Here is a 25491-nt window from a genome sequence, read left to right on the forward strand (position 1 = left end):
TGGCCTGAGCTTGGTTCTTGCATGGTGCGGACTCGGCCCACGCTTTACCTGAACTCGGTCCACGCTTCGGTGTGGGTATTCTCTCCGGCGAAGCGCTGGAGCGGAGGTCGAGGAGGTCCGGGGCAGGCGTTAGGCTGGCAGGCATGGATATCGTGCGTTCACTTCTTCTCATCGTTCACCTGCTTTCCTGGGCACTCGTTTTTGGTTACGCCCTATCCGCTCTTAAAACGAAGGAAATGCCGAAGGGCCTGCTCCACGGCGCACTCGGTGCACTTCTTTCCGGCCTCCTGCTTGTTGGTGTGATCGAGATGGGTGACGGCGACGTCAACCACATGAAGATCGGCATTAAGCTAGTTGTGGCCCTCGTCGTCTCCGGCCTCGCTATTTGGGGTGAGCGCCGCGACGAGAAGCTGTCCGCTGGCTTCTTTGGCGGCATTGCCGGGCTCGTTGTCGTTAACGTAGCCATTGCCGTCCTCGTCTGAGGTAACCAGTCCTCGCCCGAGGTAGTCCGAACCCGTTTGCGATAACCCGAAAGATCTATGACTCCCGAACCGATTTCCGCCCTTGAACGGCTCCGCCAAAAGGTAGCGGCCCAAGCCGCCGCACAAAAACCAGCTACCCCCACCGCTCCCGCGGGTGGGGCGCCTGCTCGGGCAGGTGGAGCTCCTGGCGGGTACGCTCCTGCGCCATCAGGATCCGCAGACGCGGCGGATCGCCTCATTGAGGGCCTCAATCCGCAGCAGAAGGCCGCCGTCATTCACTCCGGCGGTCCGCTCCTGGTGATCGCCGGTGCCGGTTCCGGTAAGACGCGGGTGCTCACGCACCGCATCGCGCACCTCGTGGAAACGGGCCGGGCTCGCCCCGGTGAGATTCTCGCCATTACGTTCACGAACAAGGCCGCGAAGGAAATGAAGGAGCGGCTCCAATCTCTCCTCGGCCCGGTTGCGCACCGCATGTGGATCTCGACCTTCCACTCGGCCTGCGTGCGCATTCTTCGTGCCGAGCACGAAGCTCTGGACATGAGGTCGACGTTCACGATCTACGACTCGGCCGACTCCCTGCGTCTCATGAACCAGGTCTGCCGAGAAGAGGGCATCGACTCCCGCGTGGCCACCCCGAAGAGCCTGCTACGCAGGATCTCGGACCTGAAGAACGAACTTGTCGACCCGGATGACTTCGCACGGAGCCTGAACGACGAGGCGGACGTGACGGTTGCCGCGGCGTATCGGGGCTACCAGAGCCGGTTGAAGTCGGCGAACGCTCTGGACTTCGACGACATCATCATGACGACCGTCAACCTGCTCCAGGCCCATCCCGCCATAACCGAGCACTACCAGCGCAGGTTCCGCCACATTCTCGTTGACGAGTACCAGGACACGAACCACGCCCAGTACGTTCTCATCAAGATCCTTACCGGTACCGGGCCGGATGCTGGCGAACTTACCGTCGTGGGTGACGCCGACCAGTCGATCTATGCGTTCCGTGGCGCCACGATTCGTAACATCGAGTCCTTCGAAGAGGACTATCCGGCAGCCACCTCGATTCTGCTTGAACAGAACTATCGGTCTACCCAGAACATCCTGACCGCCGCGAACGCCGTTATTTCCAATAACCCGAACCGCCGGGCCAAGAGGCTGTGGACGGACCAGGGGGAGGGCGACAAGGTCATCGGCTACGTTGCCGACTCGGAGCACGACGAGGCACGCTTCCTCATTGAAGAGCTCGAGGCCATGCACAAGTCCGGCAAGCGCAAGTGGTCCGATATTGCGGTCTTCTACCGCGCCAATGCACAGTCCCGTGCCCTGGAAGAGATGCTGATCCGCGCGGGGATCCCGTACAAGCTGATCGGCGGCACCCGCTTCTACGAACGCAAGGAAATCAAGGACGCCCTCGCCTACCTTCAGGTCATCGCCAACCCCGATGACACGGTGGCGATGCGAAGGATCTTTAACACCCCGCGCCGCGGGCTCGGAGCCAAGGCCGAAGATGCTGTTGCGGCACACGCCCAAATGCATGGGATGTCGTTCGGCGGCGCAATTGCCGACGTCGGCAACCCCGAATCCCCGCGCGGCGCAGTCCCCGGCCTCACGCCACGTGCCGAGAAGACGATTGTCGATTTCCGCACCGTCCTGGAAGAGGCACGCGCCGCTTCGGAAGAGGGAGCGGCGCCCGCTGATACCCTCGACGAGCTTATGGCGAAGACGGGATACATGGAGGAGCTACGCAACTCCGATGACCCGCAGGACGAGGCAAGGGTCGATAACCTGGCCGAACTCCATTCGGTCGCAGCCGAGTTCCGCACGACGAACCCCGAGGCCACCCTCGGCGACTTCCTCGAACACGTTGCTCTCGTCTCCGACTCGGACCAGCTACCCGATGAAGATGCGCAAAACGACGGCGAAGTGACCCTCATGACCGTGCACACCGCCAAGGGTCTTGAATTCCCGACCGTGTTCGTCACCGGCCTCGAGGACGGCACCTTCCCCCACATGAGATCGCTTGCCGATCCCTTCGAACTATCCGAAGAGAGGCGTCTCGCGTACGTGGCGCTGACCCGTGCCCGCGAAACCCTTTACATCACGCGCGCCGCAGTCCGCAGCCAGTGGGGTGCGCCCCAGGAGTTGCCGCCGTCCCGGTTCCTCGACGAAATCCCCGATGAACTCGTCGATTGGCGCAGAGAGCACTCCGCGGGTGACGTGCTTCGCCGATCCACGTCGTCCAGCTACTCCGGTGGCTCCCGCTACTCGGATCCCGACTTCGGATCGTCCTCCTACGCTCCCGCCCCCACCGGCAAGGTCAAGCCCGGGCGGCTCGATGGTGGACCGAAACGTAAGAAGCCATCGACCCGGCCCCAGGATTCCCTGACGCCGGAAGATCTCGCAAAGCTCGAGGCGCGCAAGGCCGAACTGGAAGCCGAACGCGCGGCCGCCGCGGAAGAGGCCAAGAAGGCCCGCGCCGAACGTGCCCAGAAGGAAGAGGAGAGCCTCGGCGCCCTCGCTTCCCTCAAGATCGGCGACACCGTGATCCACCGCTCCTTCGGCCCCGGCACGGTTGTCGGTCTGGAAGGCACCGGCTCCAACCGCGTCGCCAAGGTCGACTTCGACGGAAAGAAAACAAAGCGACTCATGCTTTCCATGGCGCCGCTTACCCTGCCGGAATAGCCCACACGCGTGATGGCCCCGGGAGCTATGAAACCGAAAGGTGGACGAGCCCCGGGGTCCTCTCGTCCCACCGGTCCCATCGCGGTTCAGCGCGTCGCAGGACATGCGCTATCCCAGGGACCATCAGACATCCTGCCTGCATGATCTTCCTTGTTTTCCGTTGATAGCAGTTGGCGTTGATCCTGCACATCGCCGCCGGTCTGGTACTTCATGAGGTTCGGCGAGTACAGTGCGACGCGCTGGCAGTTCGCTACTAAAGTGGCGGACAGAATCCGGAAAGAGGTGATCATGAGCACCGCAGAAACATCTGCACCAAGGAGGCGGCGAGGCCGCCACCCGATGGCCGACCCGGGGGGCATTATCGGCGGCCTTGACGGCCTGCGAGCACTCGCTGTTATCGCCGTCGTCGTCTACCACATCACCCCCGGAGCCCTGCCCGGTGGTTTCCTCGGTGTCGACGTGTTCTTCGTTGTCTCCGGCTTCCTCATCACCACGCTCCTGCTCCGCGAGGTCAGGAAAACCAAGAAAGTTGATCTCAAGGGATTCTGGACCCGCCGAGCCCGGCGGCTCTTACCCGCCCTGATCTTCCTTGTCGTCACCGTTGTCCCCGCGGCCGCCCTGATCAACCGGGACTTGCTGGTGGGGATCGGCAGGCAGGTTCTCGGTGCCCTCACGTTCTCCTCCAACTGGCTGGAGATTGCCCACGGCTCGTCCTACTTCGACCAAACATCGCCGCTGCTGTTTAAGAACTTCTGGTCGCTTGCCGTTGAAGAACAGTTCTATCTGCTGTGGCCACCGCTCTTCATCCTCATCATCATGATGATCCGCACCTGGCAGACCCGCGTGGGGCTAGCCCTTGGCCTGGCGGGCGTTTCGGCACTGCTCATGGCGATCATGGCGGACCCGATGAACCTCACGCGCGTCTACTACGGCACCGACACCCACCTCTTTGGCCTGACACTCGGCATTGCCCTCGCCTTCTCGTGGGCACCACCGAGCGGCACGTGGATGGCGGGAACATGGCAGCGCTACAGCCAGATCGTCGGCATCGCCGGCTTCGTGGGCCTCATGACTTTGCTCTTCGTGCTCAAAGACCAGTCGATAATCGCCTACCGCGGCGGCATCCTCCTCGCCTCGATCTGCACCGTCGCACTTATCGCCGCCATGCTCGCCCCGGGCTCACGGCTTGCCAAGATCTCCGACAACCGAGTATCGCGGTGGGTCGGCACGCGTTCTTACGCGATCTACCTGTGGCACTGGCCGATCCTCGTCATGGCTTCTCTGCTGTGGCCCGCCGCCCCCGGCACGACCGAGTTCTGGATTCGCTCCGCTCTCGCCGTTGCTGTGACCTTCGGTATCTGCGAGTTCTCCTACCACTACATCGAAACCCCGATCCGCAAGAACGGCTTCAAGGAAACCATCTCGATCGCCGTCAACCACATCGCCACGAGGAGCCCGGCCGCCGTGGGCCTAACCGTTGCCGGCGCCATCATGGTCGCGGGAACCGGAATCGCCGTCGCCAGCGCCCCCGAGAAGTCCTCCGTCCAGCTCGAGATCGAGGAGAACGAGAAGCGCTTCGAGGAGCAAAACAACACCGCCCCCGATCCGTCCGGAGACCCGGCGGGACCCGAAGATGCAAACGGGGGAGAGGGCTCCGAAAACGTCAACAACCCCGATGCTCCCGGCACCGATAGCCCAGGCTCCGATAACCCCGAGAGATCTGAGAACCCGGATGCTTCGCAGAGCCCGGATGGCACGGACAATCCGGATGGATCCGAGGATCCTGACGGTTCGGAGAACCCGGGTGAATCCGAGGGCTCGGAAGATCCCGATAACGGAAATGGCGGCCAGACTCCCGAGGGGGATTGGACCATGCCGACCGGTGATGAGATCACCGCGATTGGTGATTCCCTGATCGTGACCTCTGCCGATGGTCTCGAGGTCCAGTTCCCCGGAATCAACTTCATTGCGAAGTCCAACCGGCAGTGGCATCAGGCTCCCGCTCTCGTTGAGCAGGGCCTCGCCGATGGCACGATCCGCCGTGCTGTCATCCTGGACTTCGGTACGAATGCCGGCATCCCCGACCCGGATGTTGTTCGTCAAACCATCGAGCTGCTTGGGCCGGACCGGATGATTGTCATCGTGACGATCTACGGACTGTCCACGTTTATCGATGCGTCGAACGACTATATTCGTGAGATTGCGAGCGAGTACCCGAACGTTGCGGTTGCCGACTGGCACGCCGCAGTTTCGGCCCAGCCGCAGATGCTTCAGGCGGACCAGACGCACCCAAATATTGAGGGAATGTACCTCTTCGCGGAGACGGTTGATGGAGCTCTCCGTTCGTTCGTGGAATAAACTGGGAATCAGGTCACAGAAAGGCCGGTCCCTTGCTATCCTTGAGCTGATGTCTCGAAGTCGAGACACCGTGACACAATGGGAAGGACCTCCTCCGTGGACCTCTTCGAGTACCAGGCTCGCGACCTCTTTGCCAAGCACGGGGTGCCCGTGCTTGCTGGTCGCGTAGCTACAACTCCTCTGGAAGCTCGTCAAGCAGCAGAAGAACTCAACAGCAGCCTGTTCGTCGTGAAGGCGCAGGTGAAGACCGGCGGCCGAGGTAAGGCCGGCGGCGTCAAACTGGCACGCACACCGGAGGAGGTGGAAGAAGCCGGCTCCCAGATCCTCGGCATGGACATCAAGGGCCACACCGTGCATCGCGTCATGATCGCCGAGGGCGCCGATATTGCTGAGGAATACTATTTCTCCGTTCTCCTCGACCGTTCCGAGCGCCGCTACCTTGCTATGTGCTCGAAGGAAGGCGGCATGGAGATCGAGCAGCTGGCTGTCGAGCGTCCCGATGCACTCGCCAAGGTGCCCGTTGACCCGACCGTTGGCATCACCGAAGAGGTCGCCCGCGACATCGTGAACCAGGCTGGCTTTGATGCTGAGGACGCGGACAAGATCGTTCCCGTGATCCTCGACCTCTGGAAGGTCTACGTCGAAGAGGATGCCACGCTCGTCGAGGTGAACCCCCTCGTCAAGTCGCCCGATGGCAAGATCATTGCTCTTGACGGCAAGGTTTCCCTCGATGACAACGCGGGCTTCCGTCACCCCGATCACGAGGAGCTTGTCGACAAGTCGGCAGAGAATCCCCTCGAGGCCAAGGCCAAGGAAAAGGGCCTCAACTACGTGAAGCTTGAAGGCGGTCAGGTCGGCATTATCGGTAACGGTGCCGGACTCGTCATGTCGACCCTTGACGTTGTCGCCTACGCGGGCGAGCAGTACCGGGTTGGCCCCGCCAACTTCCTCGACATCGGTGGCGGCGCCTCCGCCGAGGTCATGTCCAACGGCCTCGACGTCATCCTTGGCGATCCCGAGGTCCGTTCCGTGTTCGTCAACGTCTTCGGCGGAATCACGGCCTGCGACGAGGTTGCCAACGGCATCGTCCAGGCGCTCGCAATCCTCGGTGACACGGCTACGAAGCCGATCGTTGTGCGCCTGGACGGCAACAACGTTGAGGAAGGACGCCGGATCCTCGAAGAGGCGGCACACCCCCTCGTGACGATCATGGACACGATGGACGGAGCAGCCGCGAAGGCTGCGGAGCTCGCGGCGTAAGGAAGTTAAGGCATGTCTATTTTTCTCGACAAGAACTCCAAGGTCATCGTCCAGGGCATCACTGGCTCTGAAGGACGCAAGCACACCGCTCGCATGCTGGGTTCAGGCACCCAGATCGTTGGTGGAACGAACCCGAAGAAGGCCGGTCAGACGGTCGATTTCGATGTTGTTCCCGTAGGCCCCGGCGGCGCGGTAGCGAGCCAGGTTTCGGTCCCGGTTTTCGGAACCGTTGCCGACGCGAAGGAGAAGACCGGAGCCGATGTCTCCGTCATCTTCGTGCCCCCGGCATTCACGAAGTCCGCAGTCATCGAGGCCATCAATGCTGGGATGCGCCTCGTTGTCATCATCACCGAGGGCGTCCCCGTCGCCGACACTGCCGAGTTCCGCGCCTACGCGGAGCAGAAGGGCGTTCAGCTGATTGGCCCGAACTGCCCCGGCATTATCACCCCCGGCCAGTCCAACGTTGGTATTACCCCGGCGAACATCACCGGCACCGGCAAGATCGGCCTCGTCTCCAAGTCGGGCACCCTCACCTACCAGATGATGTACGAGCTTTCCGATGTTGGGTTCTCCACCTGCATCGGCATCGGTGGCGACCCGATCGTCGGTACGACCCACATCGATGCTCTCGAAGCATTCGAGGCTGACCCCGAGACCGAGCTGATCGTCATGATCGGTGAGATCGGTGGAGACGCCGAAGAGCGCGCAGCCGAGTTCATCAAGGCAAACGTGACGAAGCCCGTCGTCGGCTACGTGGCAGGCTTCACCGCTCCCGAGGGTAAGACGATGGGCCACGCGGGTGCCATCGTTTCCGGCTCTGCCGGAACCGCGCAGGCCAAGAAGGAAGCCCTCGAGGCCGTCGGCGTCTCCGTCGGCAAGACCCCGACCGAGACAGCTAACCTCGCGAGGAGCATCCTCCAGGGCACGTAACCGGCGGGAGTGACCGATCGGTTTTACCGAGAATCGGGCACTCACCAGATAACGCTATCGAAGGCGGTGCGGAGACCAACTCTGCACCGCCTTCGGCCTACCACGAGAACCGGGAGCTACGCACCGCCTACAAGGTACTTCTCGTGGGGAAAGCAAATGCCCGGAGGCGAAACGCTTCCGGGCATTGAGCTAGGCGGACCTTAGTCGGCTGATTCAGCGGATACTGCCGAGTATGCGCTGACGGCGGAGTAGCCGGAGTCGGCCGAGTACTGGGTGGACGGAGCAACCTGCTGGACGGGTGCGTTAGCGACCGGAGCGGGCTGGGCGGGTGCCTGCTGGACCGGTGCTGGAGCGGACTTCGTGGCGGTCGAGCCGGAGGTCGCCGGTGCCGGTGCGGGCTCGGGCGTGGTCGCGGAGACCGCCGTGACCGAGATCGTGTCGATGTCGGCGCTGTCGGACGTGGCTTCCGCCGTGTCATCAGCTGAGGTGTTCGCTTCGGCGTCGGCCGCCTTCTCCGGGGCGATGTATACCGCGGGTGTTTCCACGACCGTCGCATCTGCGCCCACCATATTGGTGGCGGCGACGGCCCCAATCGCACCGAGGGTTCCGGTGGCAATCCACAGCTTTCGTGACACGGTTTCTCCTTTAACTCGTTTTCTATTATCCATTAAAGGGGGTGTGAATGAGGAGAGGAGGAAGGGTTGATGAGAGTCCTCTCATGAATGAGATGGTGAGTTGTTAATCGAAGCGGCGCGCAATCACTGGAATTATGGAAGCGATGAAAGCCGATGCTCGTACTAGCCCGATTCGCCTCGCGTTCGCAGCGATTCAGCCCATCCTCTACGGGTGGGCCATTGTTGTCGTGCTTGGCATCTTCGCATACACGGTTATGGCGGATTCACCGGCGCTCGGTACCACGTCCTGGCAGGACGTGGCGGGAATCACAACCGGCTGGTGGCTTACGGCCTTCGGCGGCTCCCTGCACTTTGACGGCGTCGCAATCTCCCTGCCGCCGCTCCTCATCACTCTTCTCACTTTCGTAGCTTTCGTGGGGTTTGTCAGAAAGTTGCCGGTGCGCGACTGGATCGACATTCTGGTTCTTATAGCAGCCTCCGCCGCGGTCCCCGCGGTTCTTGGGCAAATCACCCCGACCGGAACAAGCTGGTGGCAGGCCTGCATTGGCGCCGCGACGATGGCTTTCCTTGCCGTCCTCACGTCCAAGAACCGCACCGACTGGCTCGGGACCGGCTTCTTCACAACACCGGCCGGCAGAGCCATATACGACGGACTCATGCTCGGGCGGCGCGCCCTTGCCGTCGGACTCATTCTTGCCACGCTCGTTTTCGTTGCCGCAGTTATCGCCGGGTGGTCGCAGATCGTCACGATCAACAGCTACTACATCCTGGAATGGCACTCGAACGTCATGCTCTGGGTCTTCCAGCTCTCATACCTACCAACCTTTATTCTCTGGACACTGGCCTACCTTGTTGGCGCAGGCTTCTCCATTGGCACCGGGAGCTCATTCTCTGTACTAGGCGTTGAGTCGGCACCGCTTCCAGCGATCCCGCTCTTTGGCGCCCTGCCGCAGCCGGGGGATGGTGCCCCGTTCATCCTTGCGATCGTCGTACTCGTTTTACTTTTTGTGGGCATACGGCAGGCGAGGGCCTTCCCGGCCCTTGGAGAAGCCGCCCTGACGGGCGCAATCCAGGTGGGTATTGTGGCGCTTGGGTGCTCCTTCCTTGCCCTGGCCTCCCGGGGTTCCATCGGCCCGGAACGCATGAGCGAAACGGGTGCCGAGCCGGCAATCGCCGCTGGCATGGGAGCCCTGATCCTCGGGGTGCCGTTCCTTCTCGGCATGATCCTGGCTCACCGCACCTCGGTCGCGAAGTATCGCGAGGTTTTGGGGATGGCGAAAGACAAGGCCAGCACGATCCGCGCCAAGGCCGCTGACTCTAAGCAGTCCGTTGTTGCTCAGAATGCTCATGACGCCGACGATGTGCAAAACGGTGGCAGCGTGAGTGCGCCGGTCACTCGTGGCAATGGTCAGGGCAATCATCACGATGAGACGGGTAGTGAGACAAAGCTGGTGGTGGCCGACGAGGGGGACACCATGGAAGACAATGGGGGAGAAAGCCCGTCGGTGACGGTCGATGACACGTCGACCGCAATCACTGCGATCACCGCTCGTACGGCCCCGGATGCTGAAGGAAAGAAGAATGACTAACCGGGCGCGCCTTGCCGTTCTAATCTCGGGCGGCGGGTCGAATCTTGCGGCGCTCATGGAGGCGTGCGAGGACCCTGCCTACGGGGCCAATGTTGTTCTCGTTGTTGCCGACCGGGATGGTTGCGGGGGAGTGGAGATCGCAAAGGGCGTGGGGATCGACACCGCCGTTCTGAAGGTCTCCGACTACGCTGAGCGGAACGAATGGGACCGGGCCCTGGCCGCCAGACTTTCGGAAGCGCAGCCGGATCTGGTTGTCTCTGCAGGATTCTTGAAGATGCTGGGAAGCGCGACGCTGGCGGCCTTCCCCGGGCGGATCATTAACACCCACAACTCGCTCCTTCCCGCTTTTCCCGGTATTCACGGTCCGGCCGACGCTTTGGCCTACGGAGTGAAGATTGCTGGGGCGACACTGTTCATTGTTGATGACGGCATGGACACCGGCCAGATCCTCGCCCAGTGCGCAGTTCCCGTACTCGACGGTGACACGGAAGAGGCCCTTCTCGAACGGATCAAGGTTGCCGAGCGTGCTCAGCTTGTTCAAACGGTTGGTGCGATGGTGCGGGACGGTTGGCGGATCTCGGGTCGCCGAGCGATCCTTAACAGCCCCGCAGATGATCCCGGTACGTTAAACGGACAGCCTGGGCTCTCGATTCCTGTCGAATAGAAAAATGTGCAATACGTTATGACTTTGGTCATGCCGCAAAACCTCGTGCTTAAATAGCCATAGCCTCAACGGATGGAGATCTGATGCGTCATTGGGTAAGGGGAACCGCGTTTGGAGCGGCTCTCGTGACCTCTGGACTTTTCGTCGGCGCGACGGCTGTTGCCGCTGACATACCCTCTTATCCCGAGACCATCAGTCCGACTGTCAATGTCACAGAGGAACCCACCGAGGATCCGACGAAGGCTCCGTCCGATGATGTGACGACCGCGCCGACCGATGAACCCACGGTGACTCCCACGGATGAACCGACCGAGGAACCGACGGACGATCCCACGGATGATCCCACCGAGGAACCCACGGATGACCCCACGGACGATCCCACGGATGATCCCACCGAGGAACCCACGGATGACCCCACGGACGATCCCACGGATGACCCCACGGACGAGCCAACGGTGGATCCCACGGATGAACCGACCGAAGAGCCGACCGTGGATCCGACAACCCCGGTTGACCCGGGCCCGATTTTCCCGACGACGCCTCCGGTGCAGCAGTCGCCCGTGATTTCCCCAATTGCACCGATCACCGCGGTATCCCGTGATGATCTGACGGAAGCGGACCTGCTCCGTGGCCTACAGATCGTTGACGACGTCGATTTCGACCTGGTTGCCGAAATCACCGGCTGGGGCGACTGGTTCAACCCGGTCGAATGTCCGCACGGATATCCGTGCACCTACCGGATCGTCTACACCGTCTTTGACTCGCACGGGAACTTCGATGATGCTGCGCGCGACATCATCATCACGGGCAAGCCGACCAGCAATCTGAGCTCCCTGATTTCCAGGGCCACGAACGATCTTATTGATCGCGGTATCTTCGACACGGAAACCGACGCCGATGATGGTGCCGAGGAGCTTCCCTACACGGGTATTGAAACCGAGCACCTGTTTGGTATCTCCGCGATCCTTCTGGCAAGTGGGACGGGCCTAATCCTCGCTTCACGGAGGAAGTCGATCCGCTAGACTCGTCTCGGCTGCAACTGGCGAGAAAGATGGATGACCATCGGGGAGTAGCCGCGACTACCGCGTCGCACGCCTGGGCATAGCGGTAGAACGTCCATGAGGAGAACCATGACTCGCGCACTCATTTCCGTTTTCGACAAGACCGGCATCGTCGACCTGGCAAAAGCAATCAGCTGCGCCGGCATCGACATCGTTTCCACCGGCGCCACCGCCCGCGTGATCCGAGAGGCCGGCATCGCCGTCTCCGAGGCCAGTGACGTGACGGGCTTCCCCGAATGCTTCGACGGCCGGGTCAAAACCCTGCACCCGATCATTCACGGCGGCATCCTGGCCGATCGCACCAAGCCCGAACATGTGGAACAGATGTCGGAGCTTTCCATTGAGCCGATCGATATCGTCGTAGCCAACCTGTACCCTTTCGAAGAAACCTTGGCCTCCGGTGCCACCACCGAGGAATGCATCGAGCAGATCGACATCGGCGGCCCCGCCATGGTCCGCGCCGCAGCCAAGAACCACGCCTCCGTCGCTGTCCTGACGTCCCCCAATCAGTACGCCGATGCGATTGCCGCACTCGATCGCGGCGGCTTCACTCCCGAGGAGCGCCGGGTGCTGGCAGCCAAGGCCTTCGCCCACACCGCGGCATATGATGCTGCGGTTGCGAACTGGATGTCGGAACTGACCACCGACGACTACGTCGGCGTTGCCCTGCCCAAGACGGCGACGCTCCGGTACGGCGAAAACCCGCACCAGTCCGCCTGGATCTCCGCCACCGGCAAGGGCGGTGTCGCCAACGCTGAGCAGCTTGGTGGCAAGGAGATGAGCTACAACAACTATCGCGACACCGACGCGGCAGTCCGAGCCGCCTACGATCACGAGGGCCCTGCCGTTGCGATCATCAAGCACACCAACCCCTGCGGTATCGCGACCGCCGACGACATTGCGGTTGCTCACGCCACCGCGCACGCCTGCGATCCCGTCTCCGCCTACGGCGGTGTCATTGCCGCGAACCGCACCGTGACGAAGGCGATGGCTGAGCAGGTGAAGCCGATCTTCACCGAGGTCATCGCTGCACCCGACTACGACGACGATGCTCTCGAGCTTCTTCGAACGAAGAAGAACCTGCGGATCCTCAAGCTCACGCAGAGCGATGAAACCCAGGACATCACCCAGATTTCGGGCGGCTACCTGGTCCAGTCCCGCGATCTCGTCGACCAGCCGGGCGACAGGGTTGAGGGATGGTCGCACGTTGCTGGCCCGGAAGCGGATGCGCTTACCCTCGCGGATCTTGAGTTCGCGTGGCGCACGGTTCGTTCCGTCCGCTCCAACGCCGTTCTTCTCGTCAAGGACGGAGCGTCGGTTGGTGTTGGTATGGGTCAGGTCAATCGCGTTGATTCCTGCCGCCTCGCAGTCGAGCGCGCCAACACGCTCGGTGTGGCCGTGGAATCCGACGTCGATTCGGCGGGCGGCGCCCAGTCCGGCACCGGCGGGAGCGAGGAGCGGGCACGCGGTTCCGTCGCCGCTTCCGACGCCTTCTTCCCCTTTGCTGATGGTCTCGAAGTTCTTCTTGATGCTGGCGTGCAGGCCGTTGTCCAGCCCGGCGGATCCATCCGCGACGAAGAAGTGATCGCGGCCGCCAACGAGGCCGGGGTCCCCATGTACTTCACCGGAACCAGACACTTCGCCCACTAATTAGGGCCGCCTTGAGGGGTGAACCTCACGTCGAGAATGCATCCACAGGTTCACGAAGGAAGCTCGCTCAGACGTCGTAGATAGCGCCCGGGAAGGGAGCCACAAGGCATCTCTCCCGGGCGCTTCTCCGTGTCGCTATCGCGCCGCCGTTCTGCGGTTTCTATACGGTTTGCTGGGCGCGAAGAATCTTCTTCAGCGGTAGGGGATCGGCGGCGGCTTCTTCGGAGAGGGATGCGCCGATGTTCTTGCGCAAGGCAACGCCGTCGGCGGGACGGTCAATGGTCAGCCCGCCAGACAGCCTGCCGTCCTTGATCCAGAGGGTACGGGAGCCGTCCTCGAGGACCACGGGAGTGCCTGCCGCATGCCCGATGAAGAGAAGCTCCAGTCCCGCAATGGTTGAGAACACATCGGGGGTTAGCGGAACGGGGTCGGCGTGCGGGTCGGTCATGATTGCCTCGGCGACCCTGGTTGCCTGGTGCAGGGCAGTGTTCCAATGGCCGGAGGAGGGGCCGATGGAGATCTCGGCGCAGTCGCCAACAGCGTAGACACCCGGCATGTTGGTGCGGCCCCATCCGTCTGTCGTGAGGTCCAGTCCGAGCGTGTTGGGGATAGCGCCGGTTGCCTCGACGAGAGTCCCGGGATTGTCGGGAATCTGACGGAGAATCTTTACTCCCAGGTCCTCGAGTGCCACACGGACCTTTCTTGCCCCCGGGCCGAGGACGGGCAGGATGTCTTCCGCGATCTCAACAAGGTTCACCTGCCTGCCTGCTTCCGCGTAGGACGAAGCCAGTTCGCATCCGAGCCAGCCGCCACCCACAATCGTGACCTGACCTTCGACAGCGCGAAGCCTTGCCGCGTCGTCGCGGGTCCTGATGGTCAGTGCGCCGCCGATAGCGTTGCGAGCATCGGCCCCCAGCGCAAGGACCGTTATGTCCGATTCGTAGCGGGTGCCGTTTGCGATCACCGCGGTGCCGTCGAGCGATTCAACATTGGCGGTAATGACCTCATCGCAGAGCCGGGAGAGCTCACCGAGACCTTCGGCGGAAAGCGGTTTTCTATACTCCCCAAATAGGACTTTGGTCAGGGGTGGCCGATCGTAGGGTGGAACGCCCTCCCTCTCGATAGCCCTCAAAAGCCCGTCATATCCACGTTCTCGCAGTTCTGCCGCGATCCGTAGGCCCGCCAGTCCGGTTCCGCAAATTGTGATCAAGTTTTCCTCCAACCGATACAGTAATCGTATGGGAGAAAAGCGCGTACCGGCACCGGCCCTCTATGGCGTGATGTCGGTGTGGATCGGCATCGTTGTCGTACTGGCATTCACCGCAGGGCCGGTCCTAGCAACGCGCGCGCTCGCGGCCAGCATGATTGGCCTCGCACTCTTACGCATGTGCCTACCAACCGGCATTGTTCCCGATATTCGCGGTCGCTGGTGGGACTCGTTTACTCTCGCCGCTTTTGGCATTGCCCTCGCCTCACTGTCGAGCTGGGCTGCCATGATTCGGGTGGATTAGAAAGGTTGAATGATGGATCTCGTAACGCGATCAATAGCCAAGGCGCAGGAGTGGTCGGATAATGCCCGGCAGTATTCCACTCCGTATGCGTCGAAACTTCTGTCGCAGGTGCTGGACCATCCGGGTGGCCTCGACTACACGGTGTCCTTCGTCGATGGTGTGATTCGCCCCGAGGATGAGCATGTTGTTGCGGAGAAGCTCGATGAAATGTCCCGCAAGGACGCTTCCTTCCTACCCGGGTATCTGTCGGTACTCGCGAAGGGCGGCGGCAGGATTGCTCCCGTCGCACCCGGGCTGGCCCGCACCGTCGCCACCCAGCTGTTTGCTGCCCTCGTCGGCGACCTGGTCGCAGATGTCACGCCATCGAAGCTTGGCCCGACCATTGCCAAGCTCCGGGCCGACGGATCGAGGCTCAACCTGAACCTGCTTGGTGAAGCCGTCCTCGGGGACGAAGAAGCGAGCCGGAGGCTCGCCGCCACCACCGAGCTTATTCGCCGGGACGATGTCGACTACGTGTCGCTCAAGGTCTCCTCGGTGATTGGCCCCCACGCCGCCTACGGCTTCAACGAGGCCGTTGAGCATGCTGTCAACCAGTTGCTTCCCGTTTTCCGGGTAGCCCGTGAAAACAACACCTTCATCAACTTGGACATGGAGGAGTACAAGGACCTGCACCTGACGATCGCGGTGTTCAAGAACATCCTCGATCGGGATGAGTTCCTGACCTATCACTCGGGAATTGTTCTCCAGTCGTACCTGCCCGACGGCAGGGAGGCTCTTGCCGACCTGACGGTATGGGCGAAGGAACGCCGCGCCCGGGGCGGGGCACCGATCAAGGTCCGAGTCGTGAAGGGCGCGAACCTGTCAATGGAGCGAGTCGATGCTGCCATGAGGGGGTGGGAGCTTACAGTCCAACCCACGAAGGAGGACACGGACGCCAACTACCTTGTTATGCTTGAAGACTCCCTCACCAAGGAGAATGTCGATGCCGTTCGCATCGGCATTGCCGGACAGAATCTCTTCACTCTCGCTTACGGCGTGCTCCTAGTCCGAGATAATGGCCTCGAGATCGGCACCGAGGTTGATGTGGAGATGCTGGCCGGCATGGCCACCCCGCAAGCGAACGCCGTACGCGATGATGTTGGCCCCCTCCTTTACTACGTACCGGTCGTCAAGCCGGAAGAGTACGACGTCGCCATCTCCTACCTGGTGCGCAGGCTCGAGGAGAACGCCACCCCCGAGAACTTTATGTCGAACGTGTTCGCCCTCGAGGACAGCTCCGTATTCGAGCTCGAAGCGGACCGTTTCGTGAAGGCCGCCGCTCGCAAGGACACCGTCCCGCACGGCCCCCGCAGGCGCCAGGACCGGAACAAGGTGCCGGAGCCCTTCGCTGAAGAGTTCTCCAACACCCCGGACACGGATCCGTCCCTGCCCGCCAACCTTGCGTGGGCGCGGGATATTGCGGAGCGGATCCCGAACTCAATCGAGGGAACCCAGACGGCAACAACGCACACCCAGTCAACCTTCGCCGAGCTCGACGAGATGGTGCAGACCGCTATCGATGCCAGCAAGGAGTGGACGGCGACGCCCGCCACCGAAAGGGCAGCGGTCCTTCTCAAGATCGCAGATGTCTTCGAAGCTAACCGCGGCAGGCTCATCGAGGCCGCCGGCTCGGAGGCAGGCAAGGCCATCGACCAGGCCGATGTTGAGGTTTCCGAAGCCATCGACTTCACCCGGTACTACGCCTCGCTGGCACCCGCGCTCGAGAATATTGATGGCGCCGTGTTTAAGCCGGTCGAGACCACACTCATCACCCCGCCCTGGAACTTCCCAATCGCCATCCCGGCAGGCGGCGTTCTTGCGGCCCTTGCAACGGGCTCCAGCGTCCTGTTCAAGCCAGCTCGGGTCACCCGCCGCATCGGCTCCCTCATTGCCGAGCTCATGTGGGAGGCGGGAGTGTCCCGCGACGTTCTCCAACTCGTTAACCTCGACGAGTCGGTGCCGGGTGCTGACAAGGGCCTGGGTAAGCATCTTGTTGAGGCGGTCGATCAGGTGATTCTCACCGGCTCAATCGACACCGCCCGCATGTTCCGCTCCTGGCGTCCGGACCTGCGAGTCTTTGCAGAGACGTCGGGTAAGAATGCCATCATCGTCACCCCGCACGCCGATATTGACTTGGCGGTCAAGGACGTTGTTGTCTCCGCCTTCGGTCACGCGGGACAGAAGTGTTCGGCAGCATCGCTCGTGATTCTCGTGGGCTCCATCGGCTTCTCGAAGAGATTCCGTAACCAGCTGGTCGATGCGGTGAAGTCACTCAAGATTGGTTACCCGCACGACCTATCATCGGAAATGGGGCCGGTAACCGAAGAGGCCAAGGGCAAGCTCCTGCGGGGTCTCACCCAGCTTGAGCCCGGCCAGTCTTGGGTTGTGAAGCCCCGTCAGCTCGGCGACAAGCTGTGGACCCCCGGTGTTCGCTCCGGCGTGCAACCGGGCTCCGAGTATCACCTGACCGAGTACTTCGGTCCGATCCTCGGCGTCATGAGAGCCGACTCCCTCCAAGAGGCGATTGAATGGCAGAACGCGGTCGAGTTCGGCTTGACCGCAGGAATTCACTCGCTCGATTCTGCGGAGATCGCCTACTGGCTGGACCACGTCCACGCCGGAAACGTGTACGTCAACCGCACGATCACGGGCGCCATTGTTCGCAGGCAACCTTTTGGTGGCTGGAAGCGTTCCTCCGTCGGAACAGGTACGAAGGCGGGCGGACCGAGCTACCTGTACGGACTCGGACATGTTGAGCCGGACTTCAGGGGAGTTGCCGACGGCAATGTTTCGCATCCTGTTCTGCAGGACGCGGCCAGCATCGCTAAGCAACTACCCGACCTAGCCCGGACAAAGGAAACCCTGGCCGGCATGGACAAGGCGCTCACTGAAGAATTCCTTGCCGAGCACGATCCATCGCAGCTTGGCGTGGAGCTCAACATCCTCCGCTACCGGGGCTTCCCGCGAGTCGTCATCAGGCTCGGAGCAGGCCAGCACGTCGGTGACGTGCTGGCAAGCGCCGCGGGTGCCATTGCACTCGGTGCCGGTGTCGAAGTCTCGGCAGCCGAACCGCTACCGGTGTCCGTCTCCGAGTTCCTTACGAATAACGCCGTGCTCCTCACGGTCGAGTCGACCGAGGATTGGCACCGCCGTGCCAAGGGCATGTCGGTCTCCGCCGACGGCGTCCGTTTCCGTGTCCTCGGCGAAGACCCGGTGGCACTTGCCGAAGCAATCGATGGATCCATTGATGTTGGGATCTACTCCGATCCGCTGACCCCCGCGGGCCACATCGAGCTCCTTCCCTACATTCAGGAGCAGGCAATCTCGGCAACCAACCATCGGTTCGGCAACCGCACCTCGCTCCTTGAGGGCGTGCTGACGTGAACCGGTGAGTGCTTTCCTCGGTAGGTACGAGAAGGTTTCTGTCAGTAGGCGAAGGTACTGCCGGAAGGAAAGCCAGAAGGTAACACCACAGGGTGTAGATAAAGCTGTTCCCCGCTCGCACATGCAAGCGGGGAACAGCTTTGTTGTTTTCTTGATTCGGGACTGGCGTTCGTTACCGGGACCGGGCCTCGTTGCCGGACGTGGTCCAATTTACCGGGAGCGGACCGTGAGGCTGGTGGTGGATGCGTTGACGGTGAGGAGTGCCTGGGCGGGGTCGGTGAGGCCCCGGCTGACGTAGATGTTCTCGCCGCCGTACTGGCGAAGCCAGGTGAGACCGAGATCGGTTCCGATGTCGACGTTGGTGGCCGCCGTACGGATTGCAAGGCTCTGCGGATTGACGAGGACGGTAGCTTGACCACCGGTGGTGATGGGGACGGTCAGTGCGGAGGAGGGGTCGATCCAGCGCAGGTCGGCAACGATATCTTCCCTGCGGGAGGTGATGCCGGTGGAAGCATCTGCTTCGCTGACGGGAGCGTATTGGAGGGGCTCCTCCTTCTTCGCTGATTTCGGCCAGAGGGCAACGATGATGAGAAGGAGTGCGATGGCGAGGAGGGTGACGATCAGAATCTGCGTGGAGTCGAACCGATTGATGATCGGTATCTCGAACGTCACGGCGAGTGCCCACAGGGCCTGGAGGACGACGAGGACGCCGATGATGATGGTTCCGATAACGGGTTGCTTAGTCATGGCTACCTCTCGATGGTCAGGGAGGACATAATCATGTCCACGTGGATGATGATGTCTGCGTCCTCTATGTCGTCGATTCCGCCGACGTAGTAGACGGTGTCGCCGGTGAAACCGGCGTCGGTTTGGTAGTTACCTGTCGCGTTTTCCAGGTCTGCCATCGTGAAGTCCGTGACGACCGCGATCTTCTGGTCGTTGTCGACAACGAGGTTGATGTCACCCATCGTGCCTCGCACATCGAATTCTGAATCTTCCAGATCGGTCACGTCGATTTCGATCTCACCCATGAGGACGGAGAACCCGCCCTCGACCTGGCTGACCGTGGTCGGGGACCAGGATCCTTGACCCATGAGGACGTGGTGTTCGGCCTGGGGGAAGGCCATGAGAGCACCCGCGGGAAAGGTAAGGATTGCTGCGATTATGGCGAGGGCCGAGAGCCCGCCGCCGCGGCGGCCGCTCATTCCGTAGCCAATGACGATAAGCCCAAGGACGAGGGAGACGATAGCGAATCCGCGAAGCATGATCGTCGAATTGTTAAAGAACTCGATGTCCTGGTAACTCATGTAGGTGAAGGCCGCGATAACGATGAGGATAAAAGCGAGCGCGAGGAGAACCGTGCGGGTTCCAGCCACCGGGCGATTATCGGGCGTCGCGGTCTTCACGGGTGTCGTCGAGTAGAGTTCGCTCCGATCCGGTGGAGTGCCGGGCGCACCGGCTACACCGGACATACCCGATGGTCCGGGCGGGGTGCTGCCGGCTGCGCCGGATGTTGCATAACGGTCAGTCGGGGGTTCCATGGTGTACTCCGATGTTGCGTCGCCACCGGTCGTGGATGACGAAAAGGAATCGTACGAATAGTCGGTAGCGTCGCCACCGGTCGTGGATGATGCTGTGGCACCGTCACCGGTGGACGAGCCGTAGCTCGCCGAGCCAGAAGTAGCGGGGCCTGAAGTAGCTGGGCCGGTGGCGGTGCCGAATGAGGAGCTACCGTGACCCGAGGGGGAGCCGTAGCCGGTAGCGGTGCCAGGGCCAGTTGCTGGTCCGGTGCCGTGCGGGGGTTGCTTGTCGCGCTGCGCGTTCAAGGTGACGATGACGACGGCGACAACGACGATGGTGATGAGGAGGGCGAAGGGCCCCGGCCATCCATTACCCCATCCCCAGCCCCAGCCGGTGCCACCGAGAGACGCGAAGACGATGAGGACACCGAAGACGAAGCTTGCTGTGACCTGACCGTAGAAGGGTTCCTGCCCGTGAATGCGGTCAGTTTCATCCGGGAGGAAGAGCCATCCGAGTGCGTAGAGGGTGATGCCGGCGCCTCCCATGACTGTCAGCGCCACGAAGATCGCGCGAACAACGAGGGGGTCGACGTTCCAGCGCTTGGCGAGACCCGCAGAGACACCGGCCAACGGGGTGTCGCTGGCGCGGGTCACGCCGAACGCTCTTATTGAATCAAAAAAACTATCTCCAGCCATGTCTATATTCTCTGCCGGGGAGATGGCCTGCCGATATTGGGGGAAGCCCTGATCTTCCCCTGATAACCCCGAGCAAGGGTCACCTCGGGGTCTCCTAACGTGCGAAGATCAATGTATGGAAAGGTATCCGCTGCGAAGACCCGAGTCGGGCCGGCTCATCCTTGGCGTCTGCCAGGGCATTGCCGACCACCTGGGCGTCAACGTCTGGCTCGTGCGCATCGTCTTCGTGGCGCTCGGATTCTTCCAGTTCGCGGGAGCGTTCATTTACCTGTGGCTGGTGTTTGCCATTGCGTCGTCCACGGAAATCCCCGACCGCGCCGAAAAGCGGTTCAGCCCGTCCCGTCAGGTGCGGCTCCTGTTCCTTGCCCTCGTCACTGCCATTGCCGCGATCGTCATATGGGCCACTCAGAGCATTATTGAGATCAATCTCGGGATACTTCTTTCCATTCTGTGCGTCGGCGTTGGCGCGGCCCTCGCCTGGAGCAGAATCGGTGGCAGCTCGATCCGGGTCCAGGCCATCAGGATCATCTCCGGTATTGCCCTCCTCGTTATTGGTGTCCTGATCTTCGCGGTCCGCAACGAGGACCCGCGGACGATGCTTACCTCAGTCGTTGTTGGTCTCGCGGTCCTTCTGCTTGCCCTCGTTGGAATGTGGCCCGCTGCCGCCCGGATCATTAAAGAACTCAATGTGGCGCGTCAGGAGAGCGCTGCAGAAGCCGCCCGCGCCGATATCGCCGCCCACCTGCACGACTCCGTTCTGCAAACCCTCACCCTGATCCGTAACAGCGCGAGCGATCCGGCAACCGTTACTCGCTTGGCCAGGGTTCAGGAACGCCAGCTGCGCACCTGGCTTTACGGTCAGAAGAACGAAGAGGAATCTTTGTCGGAATCCCTGCGGGTCATGGTGGGCGAGGTCGAGGACCTGTACGGCGTCGAGATCGACTTCGTTTCCGTCGGCGAAGACACGGCCGGTGAGCACACCGCAGCTTTCCTCGCGGCGGGACGCGAGGCGGTCGTTAATGCTGTGCGGCACGGCGAGCCACCGGTCAGCGTGTATGCCGAGTTTTCAAAGGACGCGTTGGAGCTGTTCGTTCGCGACCACGGAACCGGTTTCGAGCTTGGTGAGATCCCCGATGATCGGCACGGTGTTAAAGACTCGATCCTGGCCCGCACCGTCAGGCACGGTGGCACAGCTACGATCAAGACAAGAGATCCCGGAACCGAAGTTCATATCCTTATTCCACGAGGAGAATCATGATCAGCATCGTCATCGTCGATGATCACCCGCTCGCGAGGGCCGGAATGTTGGGAGAACTCAACCGGGTTGGGGGCTTCGAGATTGTCGGCGAAGCCCACGATGTCGACTCCGCTATCGATACCGTCCGGGCGCTCCGCCCCAACGTTGTTCTCCTCGATGTTCACATGCCAGGGGGAAGTGGCGGCGGTGGAGCTGAAGTCGTCCGGGAATGCATTGATATGTATCCCGGCACGAAGTTCCTCGCTATCTCCGTGTCCGACGCTGCAAGAGATGTTGTCGCAGTCGTTCGAGCGGGCGCACGCGGCTACGTCACCAAGGACGTGACGGGGGAGAGGCTCGGGGACGCAATCCGCAAGGTCAACGACGGCGATGCTGCCTTCTCGGCCCGCCTCGCAGGCTTTGTTCTCGATGCCTTTGGCACGGGAGCGGGAGATATTGCCGACCGCGACGATGAGCTCGATCGCCTGACGGGACGAGAGCAGGAAGTCATGCGGCTCATCGCCCGAGGCATGTCCTACAAGGAAGTGGCGAGCGACCTCTACATTTCGATCAAGACCGTTGAAACCCACGTGTCCGCTGTGCTTCGCAAGCTCCAGCTCTCCAACCGGCACGAGCTGGCCCGGTGGGCGGTGGCCCGCCGTATCGTCTGAGCTGGACTTCGCACCATCCGGAGGTTCGAGCACTGCTTGCGCGGAGAAGCCGGGCGCACACAAGACGTGCACCCGGTCCCTCGAGCGACATGCTCAGCCGCTGTTCTCCTGACGAGCCGACGCTTGTTAGCCGATGTTCGTTGAAAGGATCGGGAGAACCTGGGCGGGCTTGTCGAAGTTCGGGTCGGACACGATGTAGGCAACGTCCTTGAGGCCAAGCCACCACTGGTCACGCGGCAGGCGCGTTTCCGGATCCCAGTGCTCTTCCATGTGCGAGAGCCGGTGGACCTTGATCTCGCCCTCGGTCATGCCGACATAGGTGCAGTCATCCTTACCCTCCGATAGGTAACCGTCGAGCGCGCTGATCGCCTTGTTAACGAGGCGGACGGCGAGGAGCCGGTCGAAGGGGGAGGGGTTACCTCCCTGCTGCTGGTGGCCGATCACGGACTGGCGGACATCGAATAGTCCGGCACCCTCCTCCTCGAATACGCGGGTGAGGAAGTCCGTCGTGTAATGCTCGGAAGCATATTCGTTTCGCACAACCAGGTAGAGGCTCCGGCCCCTCTCAAATGCCTCGACCATTTTTGCAGTATCGTCGGCCAGCTGTGCCAGTGTTATCCCTGTTTCTGCCAGGTACACCTGTTCTGCACCGGAGGCAATGGCGCTCATGAGAGCCAGGTAGCCACTGTTGCGGCCCATTGTTTCCGTGACGAAGCAACGGCGGGAAGCGGAGGCGGACTGTTTGATCTGATTGAGAACCCGAACGTTCGTGTTCAGCGCCGTATCGGTTCCAATTGACAGTTCGGTGAGCGGCAGATTGTTATCGATCGAGGCAGGCACGCAGATGATCGGGATCTTGAACGCCGAAAAACGCTGGCGTTCCTCCTTCATCTTCAGCGCGGCCTCGAAGCCGTTGAGCCCGCCAATGATCATGATGCCGTCGATCTTCGCGTCCTCGATGGTCCGTCCCATCGCGTAGAACTCGTCAATGGACGGGATGCGGCGGCGGGTGCCAAGAGCGGCACCGCCCGTGCTGGACCAGGACTCCACGTCCCACCAGGACAGGGGAACCATCTTGCCGTCAACCAGGCCCGGCAAACCGCCCTTGATGCCCACCATCTCGTAGCCGCGATCAATACCAAGACGCACGGCTGTACGAGCCGCAGTATTCATGCCCGGTGCGAGCCCACCCACGTGGACCAGAGCAATCCGGCCCTTGGGCTTCGCGTGACCGTTCGGCGGAACCGGAGCGGAAAGAACATCGAAGGTCTTGACCATCTCGCCGTAGGAGGCGCCGCGGGCACCGATTGCGGCCTCATAGTCGCCTTCTGCCGTGTAGGTCTTAACCGCACGAGTATCCTGCACAGCCTTCATGAGAGGAAGCTTGACCAGGCGATTGCGGCGAGTGCCAATAATGTAGGCATCCCCGTCGGAGTTGATGAGCTCCAGGGTTGCCGTGTAACCGAGCAGGGTCGGCATCCACCTGTCGTAGGCGGACGGCATGCCACCGCGCTGCACGTGACCGAGCATCGTGACCCGGGCGGCCTCACCGAGCCGCTCCTCAAGAGCGTTCTTCACGCGCTCCGACGTGATCTTCTCACCGTGCCGGTCCATCGCGCCCTCGGCAACAATGATGATGGAGTCGCGGCGGCCCGCGTCGCGGCCCTCCTTGAGGACCCGGCTCATGTCATCCTCCCAGCCATCGGCCGGGGGATGTTCGGGAACAAAGACGTAGTCACAGCCGCCGGCAATGGCGCTCATGAGAGCCAGGTAGCCGCAGTGCCTGCCCATGACCTCAATGATGAAAGACCGGCGGTGAGATTCAGCGGTGGAAGAGATCGCGTCAATCGCGTCGATGATGCGGTGCAGTGCCGAGTCGGCGCCGACCGTCATGTCAGTTCCCACCAGATCGTTATCAATCGAGCCAACAACGCCGGCAATGTAAAGCTTCGGATGAGCATCGGCCTGCTCCCGAGTGATCTCACCACGATCAACGAGCTCCTCGAGCAGCGACGACCACTCCTCCCGCAACTCGTTTGTGCCTGTCTGGGTTCCGTCACCACCGATTGAGACAAGACGGTCGATACCGCGGGTCACGAAGTTCTTCACCGCGTCCCTCATGCCCTCGCGCTCGCGGAAACGATCCGAACGAGCCGTGCCGATGATCGTGCCGCCCCGGTGGAGAATATCGGAAACATCCGACCAGGACATTTCCTGGATCAGATCGCCGCCCTCAACGGCTCCCTTCCAGCCTTCCCGCACCGCGAACGGTTTAGCGCCGACGTGCAGGGCTGTGCGAATCACGGAGCGGACAATGGCATTCATTCCCTGGGCGTCGCCACCCGAGGTTAAGACGGCAATCTTCACTGGTTCCATGTCTCTATTGTCCCCGATGAAAAAGATAAGTGGGACGTGACTTAGGGGCAAGAAACGGCAAACGATCGTGGTATATGCTCTGCCCTCCACAAATCCAGCGAATCTCTCAGTGTTATGAACATCCTTGCTGAAAGCCGTGCAACAATGTCAACGCTCCGCCCATATTCTGGGACGCAACCCTGGGTTGCTAAGGCGCAGGGCTGAGAGACCTATACCCGGGGCTTCGATACGAGCCGGGCGGTGATGAGAAGAGGTCCGGGACACGATCGCATGCATTCCTGATCAACATCGGAGGAAGTCTCACCATTTGGTCGGCGGCAAACCCGCTGCCGGGCTCACGCACACGGGATCACACTGGGAAGCTGGAGCAACCCGGGTCGAAAGGCAAGCTGCCGGACGAAAATGCTGATGCATCCCGCGGTGCGGGAGGGCCGTGCACAGCGTGAGTGGGGAGTCCTCCACCTCCCAATGCCGCTCTTTCCTCCCTACGGGCCCATCAAGTGCGACATAATGCAGAACATGAGTAGCGACGACCGTTTCCGACCAGATGGCAACCAGCAGCCGCACCAGGAGGGCGCCGGGGCAGATCCCCGCGGTGGCCAGCAACCGGGTGCGTCTGCGCAGGACGAGTCCCAGCAGTGGTCCGGCCAGACACCCTACTCGGGGCAGACCCCGCACAGCGGTCAGTACCCGAACCAGCAGAATCTGCAGTGGACCGGCAATACCCCGCACACCGGCCAGCACCCGCA

General features: G+C 61.8%; 18 protein-coding genes, 1 pseudogene and 1 riboswitch. Of the genes and pseudogenes, 14 read left to right on the forward strand and 5 right to left on the reverse strand.

Going from position 1 to position 25491, the window contains the following annotated elements:
- The first annotated feature begins 143 nt into the window (after window positions 1-143).
- The 5 genes from ACTHUY_RS04605 to sucD all read left to right on the forward strand — a co-directional run bounded on the left by ACTHUY_RS04605 (window position 144) and on the right by sucD (window position 7709).
- On the forward strand, window positions 144-482 hold the full coding sequence (locus ACTHUY_RS04605; RefSeq protein ID WP_126703733.1) for a hypothetical protein: 339 nt from the start codon (window positions 144-146) through the stop codon (window positions 480-482).
- Window positions 483-539: 57 nt separating this feature from the next.
- A complete protein-coding gene (locus tag ACTHUY_RS04610; RefSeq protein WP_441654475.1) occupies window positions 540-3161 on the forward strand; it encodes a UvrD-helicase domain-containing protein in 2622 nt (873 codons plus the stop codon).
- Window positions 3162-3500: 339 nt separating this feature from the next.
- Window positions 3501-5519, forward strand: coding sequence for an acyltransferase family protein (locus ACTHUY_RS04615; RefSeq protein ID WP_441677846.1), 2019 nt, complete (start codon window positions 3501-3503; stop codon window positions 5517-5519).
- Between the two features lie 96 nt (window positions 5520-5615).
- Window positions 5616-6779: an ADP-forming succinate--CoA ligase subunit beta gene (gene sucC / locus ACTHUY_RS04620; protein ID WP_441675098.1), complete on the forward strand. Its 1164-nt coding sequence runs from the start codon at window positions 5616-5618 to the stop codon at window positions 6777-6779.
- A 12-nt stretch (window positions 6780-6791) separates the two neighbouring features.
- Window positions 6792-7709, forward strand: coding sequence for a succinate--CoA ligase subunit alpha (gene sucD, locus ACTHUY_RS04625; protein ID WP_441677847.1), 918 nt, complete (start codon window positions 6792-6794; stop codon window positions 7707-7709).
- A gap of 200 nt (window positions 7710-7909) precedes the next feature.
- On the opposite strand, the gene ACTHUY_RS04630 is transcribed toward sucD, so the two are convergent.
- Entirely contained in the window at window positions 7910-8344 is a 435-nt protein-coding gene (locus tag ACTHUY_RS04630; protein ID WP_441654472.1) for a hypothetical protein, read from the reverse strand.
- 134 nt (window positions 8345-8478) lie between these two features.
- On the opposite strand from ACTHUY_RS04630, the gene ACTHUY_RS04635 reads away from it, so the two are divergent.
- The 4 genes from ACTHUY_RS04635 to purH all read left to right on the forward strand — a co-directional run bounded on the left by ACTHUY_RS04635 (window position 8479) and on the right by purH (window position 13308).
- A complete protein-coding gene (locus ACTHUY_RS04635; protein ID WP_441677849.1) occupies window positions 8479-9933 on the forward strand; it encodes a cell division protein PerM in 1455 nt (484 codons plus the stop codon).
- On the forward strand, window positions 9926-10597 hold the full coding sequence (gene purN / locus ACTHUY_RS04640) for a phosphoribosylglycinamide formyltransferase (protein ID WP_441654470.1): 672 nt from the start codon (window positions 9926-9928) through the stop codon (window positions 10595-10597). The genes ACTHUY_RS04635 and purN overlap by 8 nt, the downstream gene beginning before the upstream one ends.
- Before the next feature lie 83 nt (window positions 10598-10680).
- Complete coding sequence (locus ACTHUY_RS04645; protein ID WP_441675071.1) at window positions 10681-11619, forward strand: LPXTG cell wall anchor domain-containing protein; 939 nt, start codon at window positions 10681-10683, stop codon at window positions 11617-11619.
- Window positions 11620-11622: 3 nt separating this feature from the next.
- Window positions 11623-11705: riboswitch (ZMP/ZTP riboswitch) on the forward strand.
- Window positions 11706-11727: 22 nt separating this feature from the next.
- Window positions 11728-13308, forward strand: a complete 1581-nt coding sequence (gene purH, locus ACTHUY_RS04650) for a bifunctional phosphoribosylaminoimidazolecarboxamide formyltransferase/IMP cyclohydrolase (RefSeq protein WP_441654468.1) — start codon at window positions 11728-11730, stop codon at window positions 13306-13308.
- A gap of 160 nt (window positions 13309-13468) precedes the next feature.
- On the opposite strand, the gene ACTHUY_RS04655 is transcribed toward purH, so the two are convergent.
- The gene (locus ACTHUY_RS04655) at window positions 13469-14518 is read right to left on the reverse strand and encodes an FAD-dependent oxidoreductase (protein ID WP_441677852.1); all 1050 of its coding nucleotides are present in this window, start codon (window positions 14516-14518) and stop codon (window positions 13469-13471) included.
- Between the two features lie 28 nt (window positions 14519-14546).
- On the opposite strand from ACTHUY_RS04655, the gene ACTHUY_RS04660 reads away from it, so the two are divergent.
- Together ACTHUY_RS04660 and ACTHUY_RS04665 are read left to right on the forward strand one after the other, a co-directional pair.
- Complete coding sequence (locus ACTHUY_RS04660; RefSeq protein WP_441654466.1) at window positions 14547-14819, forward strand: DUF3017 domain-containing protein; 273 nt, start codon at window positions 14547-14549, stop codon at window positions 14817-14819.
- Between the two features lie 9 nt (window positions 14820-14828).
- Entirely contained in the window at window positions 14829-18242 is a 3414-nt protein-coding gene (locus ACTHUY_RS04665) for a bifunctional proline dehydrogenase/L-glutamate gamma-semialdehyde dehydrogenase (protein ID WP_441677853.1), read from the forward strand.
- 210 nt (window positions 18243-18452) lie between these two features.
- Here the strand turns inward: ACTHUY_RS04665 and ACTHUY_RS04670 are convergent, their stop codons facing one another.
- Entirely contained in the window at window positions 18453-18989 is a 537-nt protein-coding gene (locus tag ACTHUY_RS04670; protein WP_441677855.1) for a hypothetical protein, read from the reverse strand.
- Between the two features lie 2 nt (window positions 18990-18991).
- Window positions 18992-20458, reverse strand: a complete 1467-nt coding sequence (locus tag ACTHUY_RS04675) for a PspC domain-containing protein (protein WP_441677857.1) — start codon at window positions 20456-20458, stop codon at window positions 18992-18994.
- A 115-nt stretch (window positions 20459-20573) separates the two neighbouring features.
- Here ACTHUY_RS04675 and ACTHUY_RS04680 point away from each other — a divergent pair, with 115 nt between their 5' ends.
- Together ACTHUY_RS04680 and ACTHUY_RS04685 are read left to right on the forward strand one after the other, a co-directional pair.
- Window positions 20574-21716 carry a PspC domain-containing protein gene (locus ACTHUY_RS04680; RefSeq protein ID WP_441675076.1) on the forward strand — a complete coding sequence of 381 codons (1143 nt, stop codon included), beginning with the start codon at window positions 20574-20576 and terminating at the stop codon, window positions 21714-21716.
- Window positions 21710-22366 carry a response regulator gene (locus tag ACTHUY_RS04685; protein ID WP_441677905.1) on the forward strand — a complete coding sequence of 219 codons (657 nt, stop codon included), beginning with the start codon at window positions 21710-21712 and terminating at the stop codon, window positions 22364-22366. The genes ACTHUY_RS04680 and ACTHUY_RS04685 overlap by 7 nt, the downstream gene beginning before the upstream one ends.
- A gap of 126 nt (window positions 22367-22492) precedes the next feature.
- Here ACTHUY_RS04685 and ACTHUY_RS04690 read toward each other — a convergent pair whose 3' ends face one another.
- Window positions 22493-24742, reverse strand: a complete 2250-nt coding sequence (locus ACTHUY_RS04690; protein ID WP_441677859.1) for a 6-phosphofructokinase — start codon at window positions 24740-24742, stop codon at window positions 22493-22495.
- A 519-nt stretch (window positions 24743-25261) separates the two neighbouring features.
- Between ACTHUY_RS04690 and ACTHUY_RS04695 the strand changes: the two are divergent.
- Window positions 25262-25491, forward strand: a pseudogene (locus ACTHUY_RS04695) (hypothetical protein); the annotation flags it as partial.

The organism is Flaviflexus sp. (assembly GCF_052087705.1).
GTDB classification, from domain to species: domain Bacteria; phylum Actinomycetota; class Actinomycetes; order Actinomycetales; family Actinomycetaceae; genus Flaviflexus; species Flaviflexus ciconiae.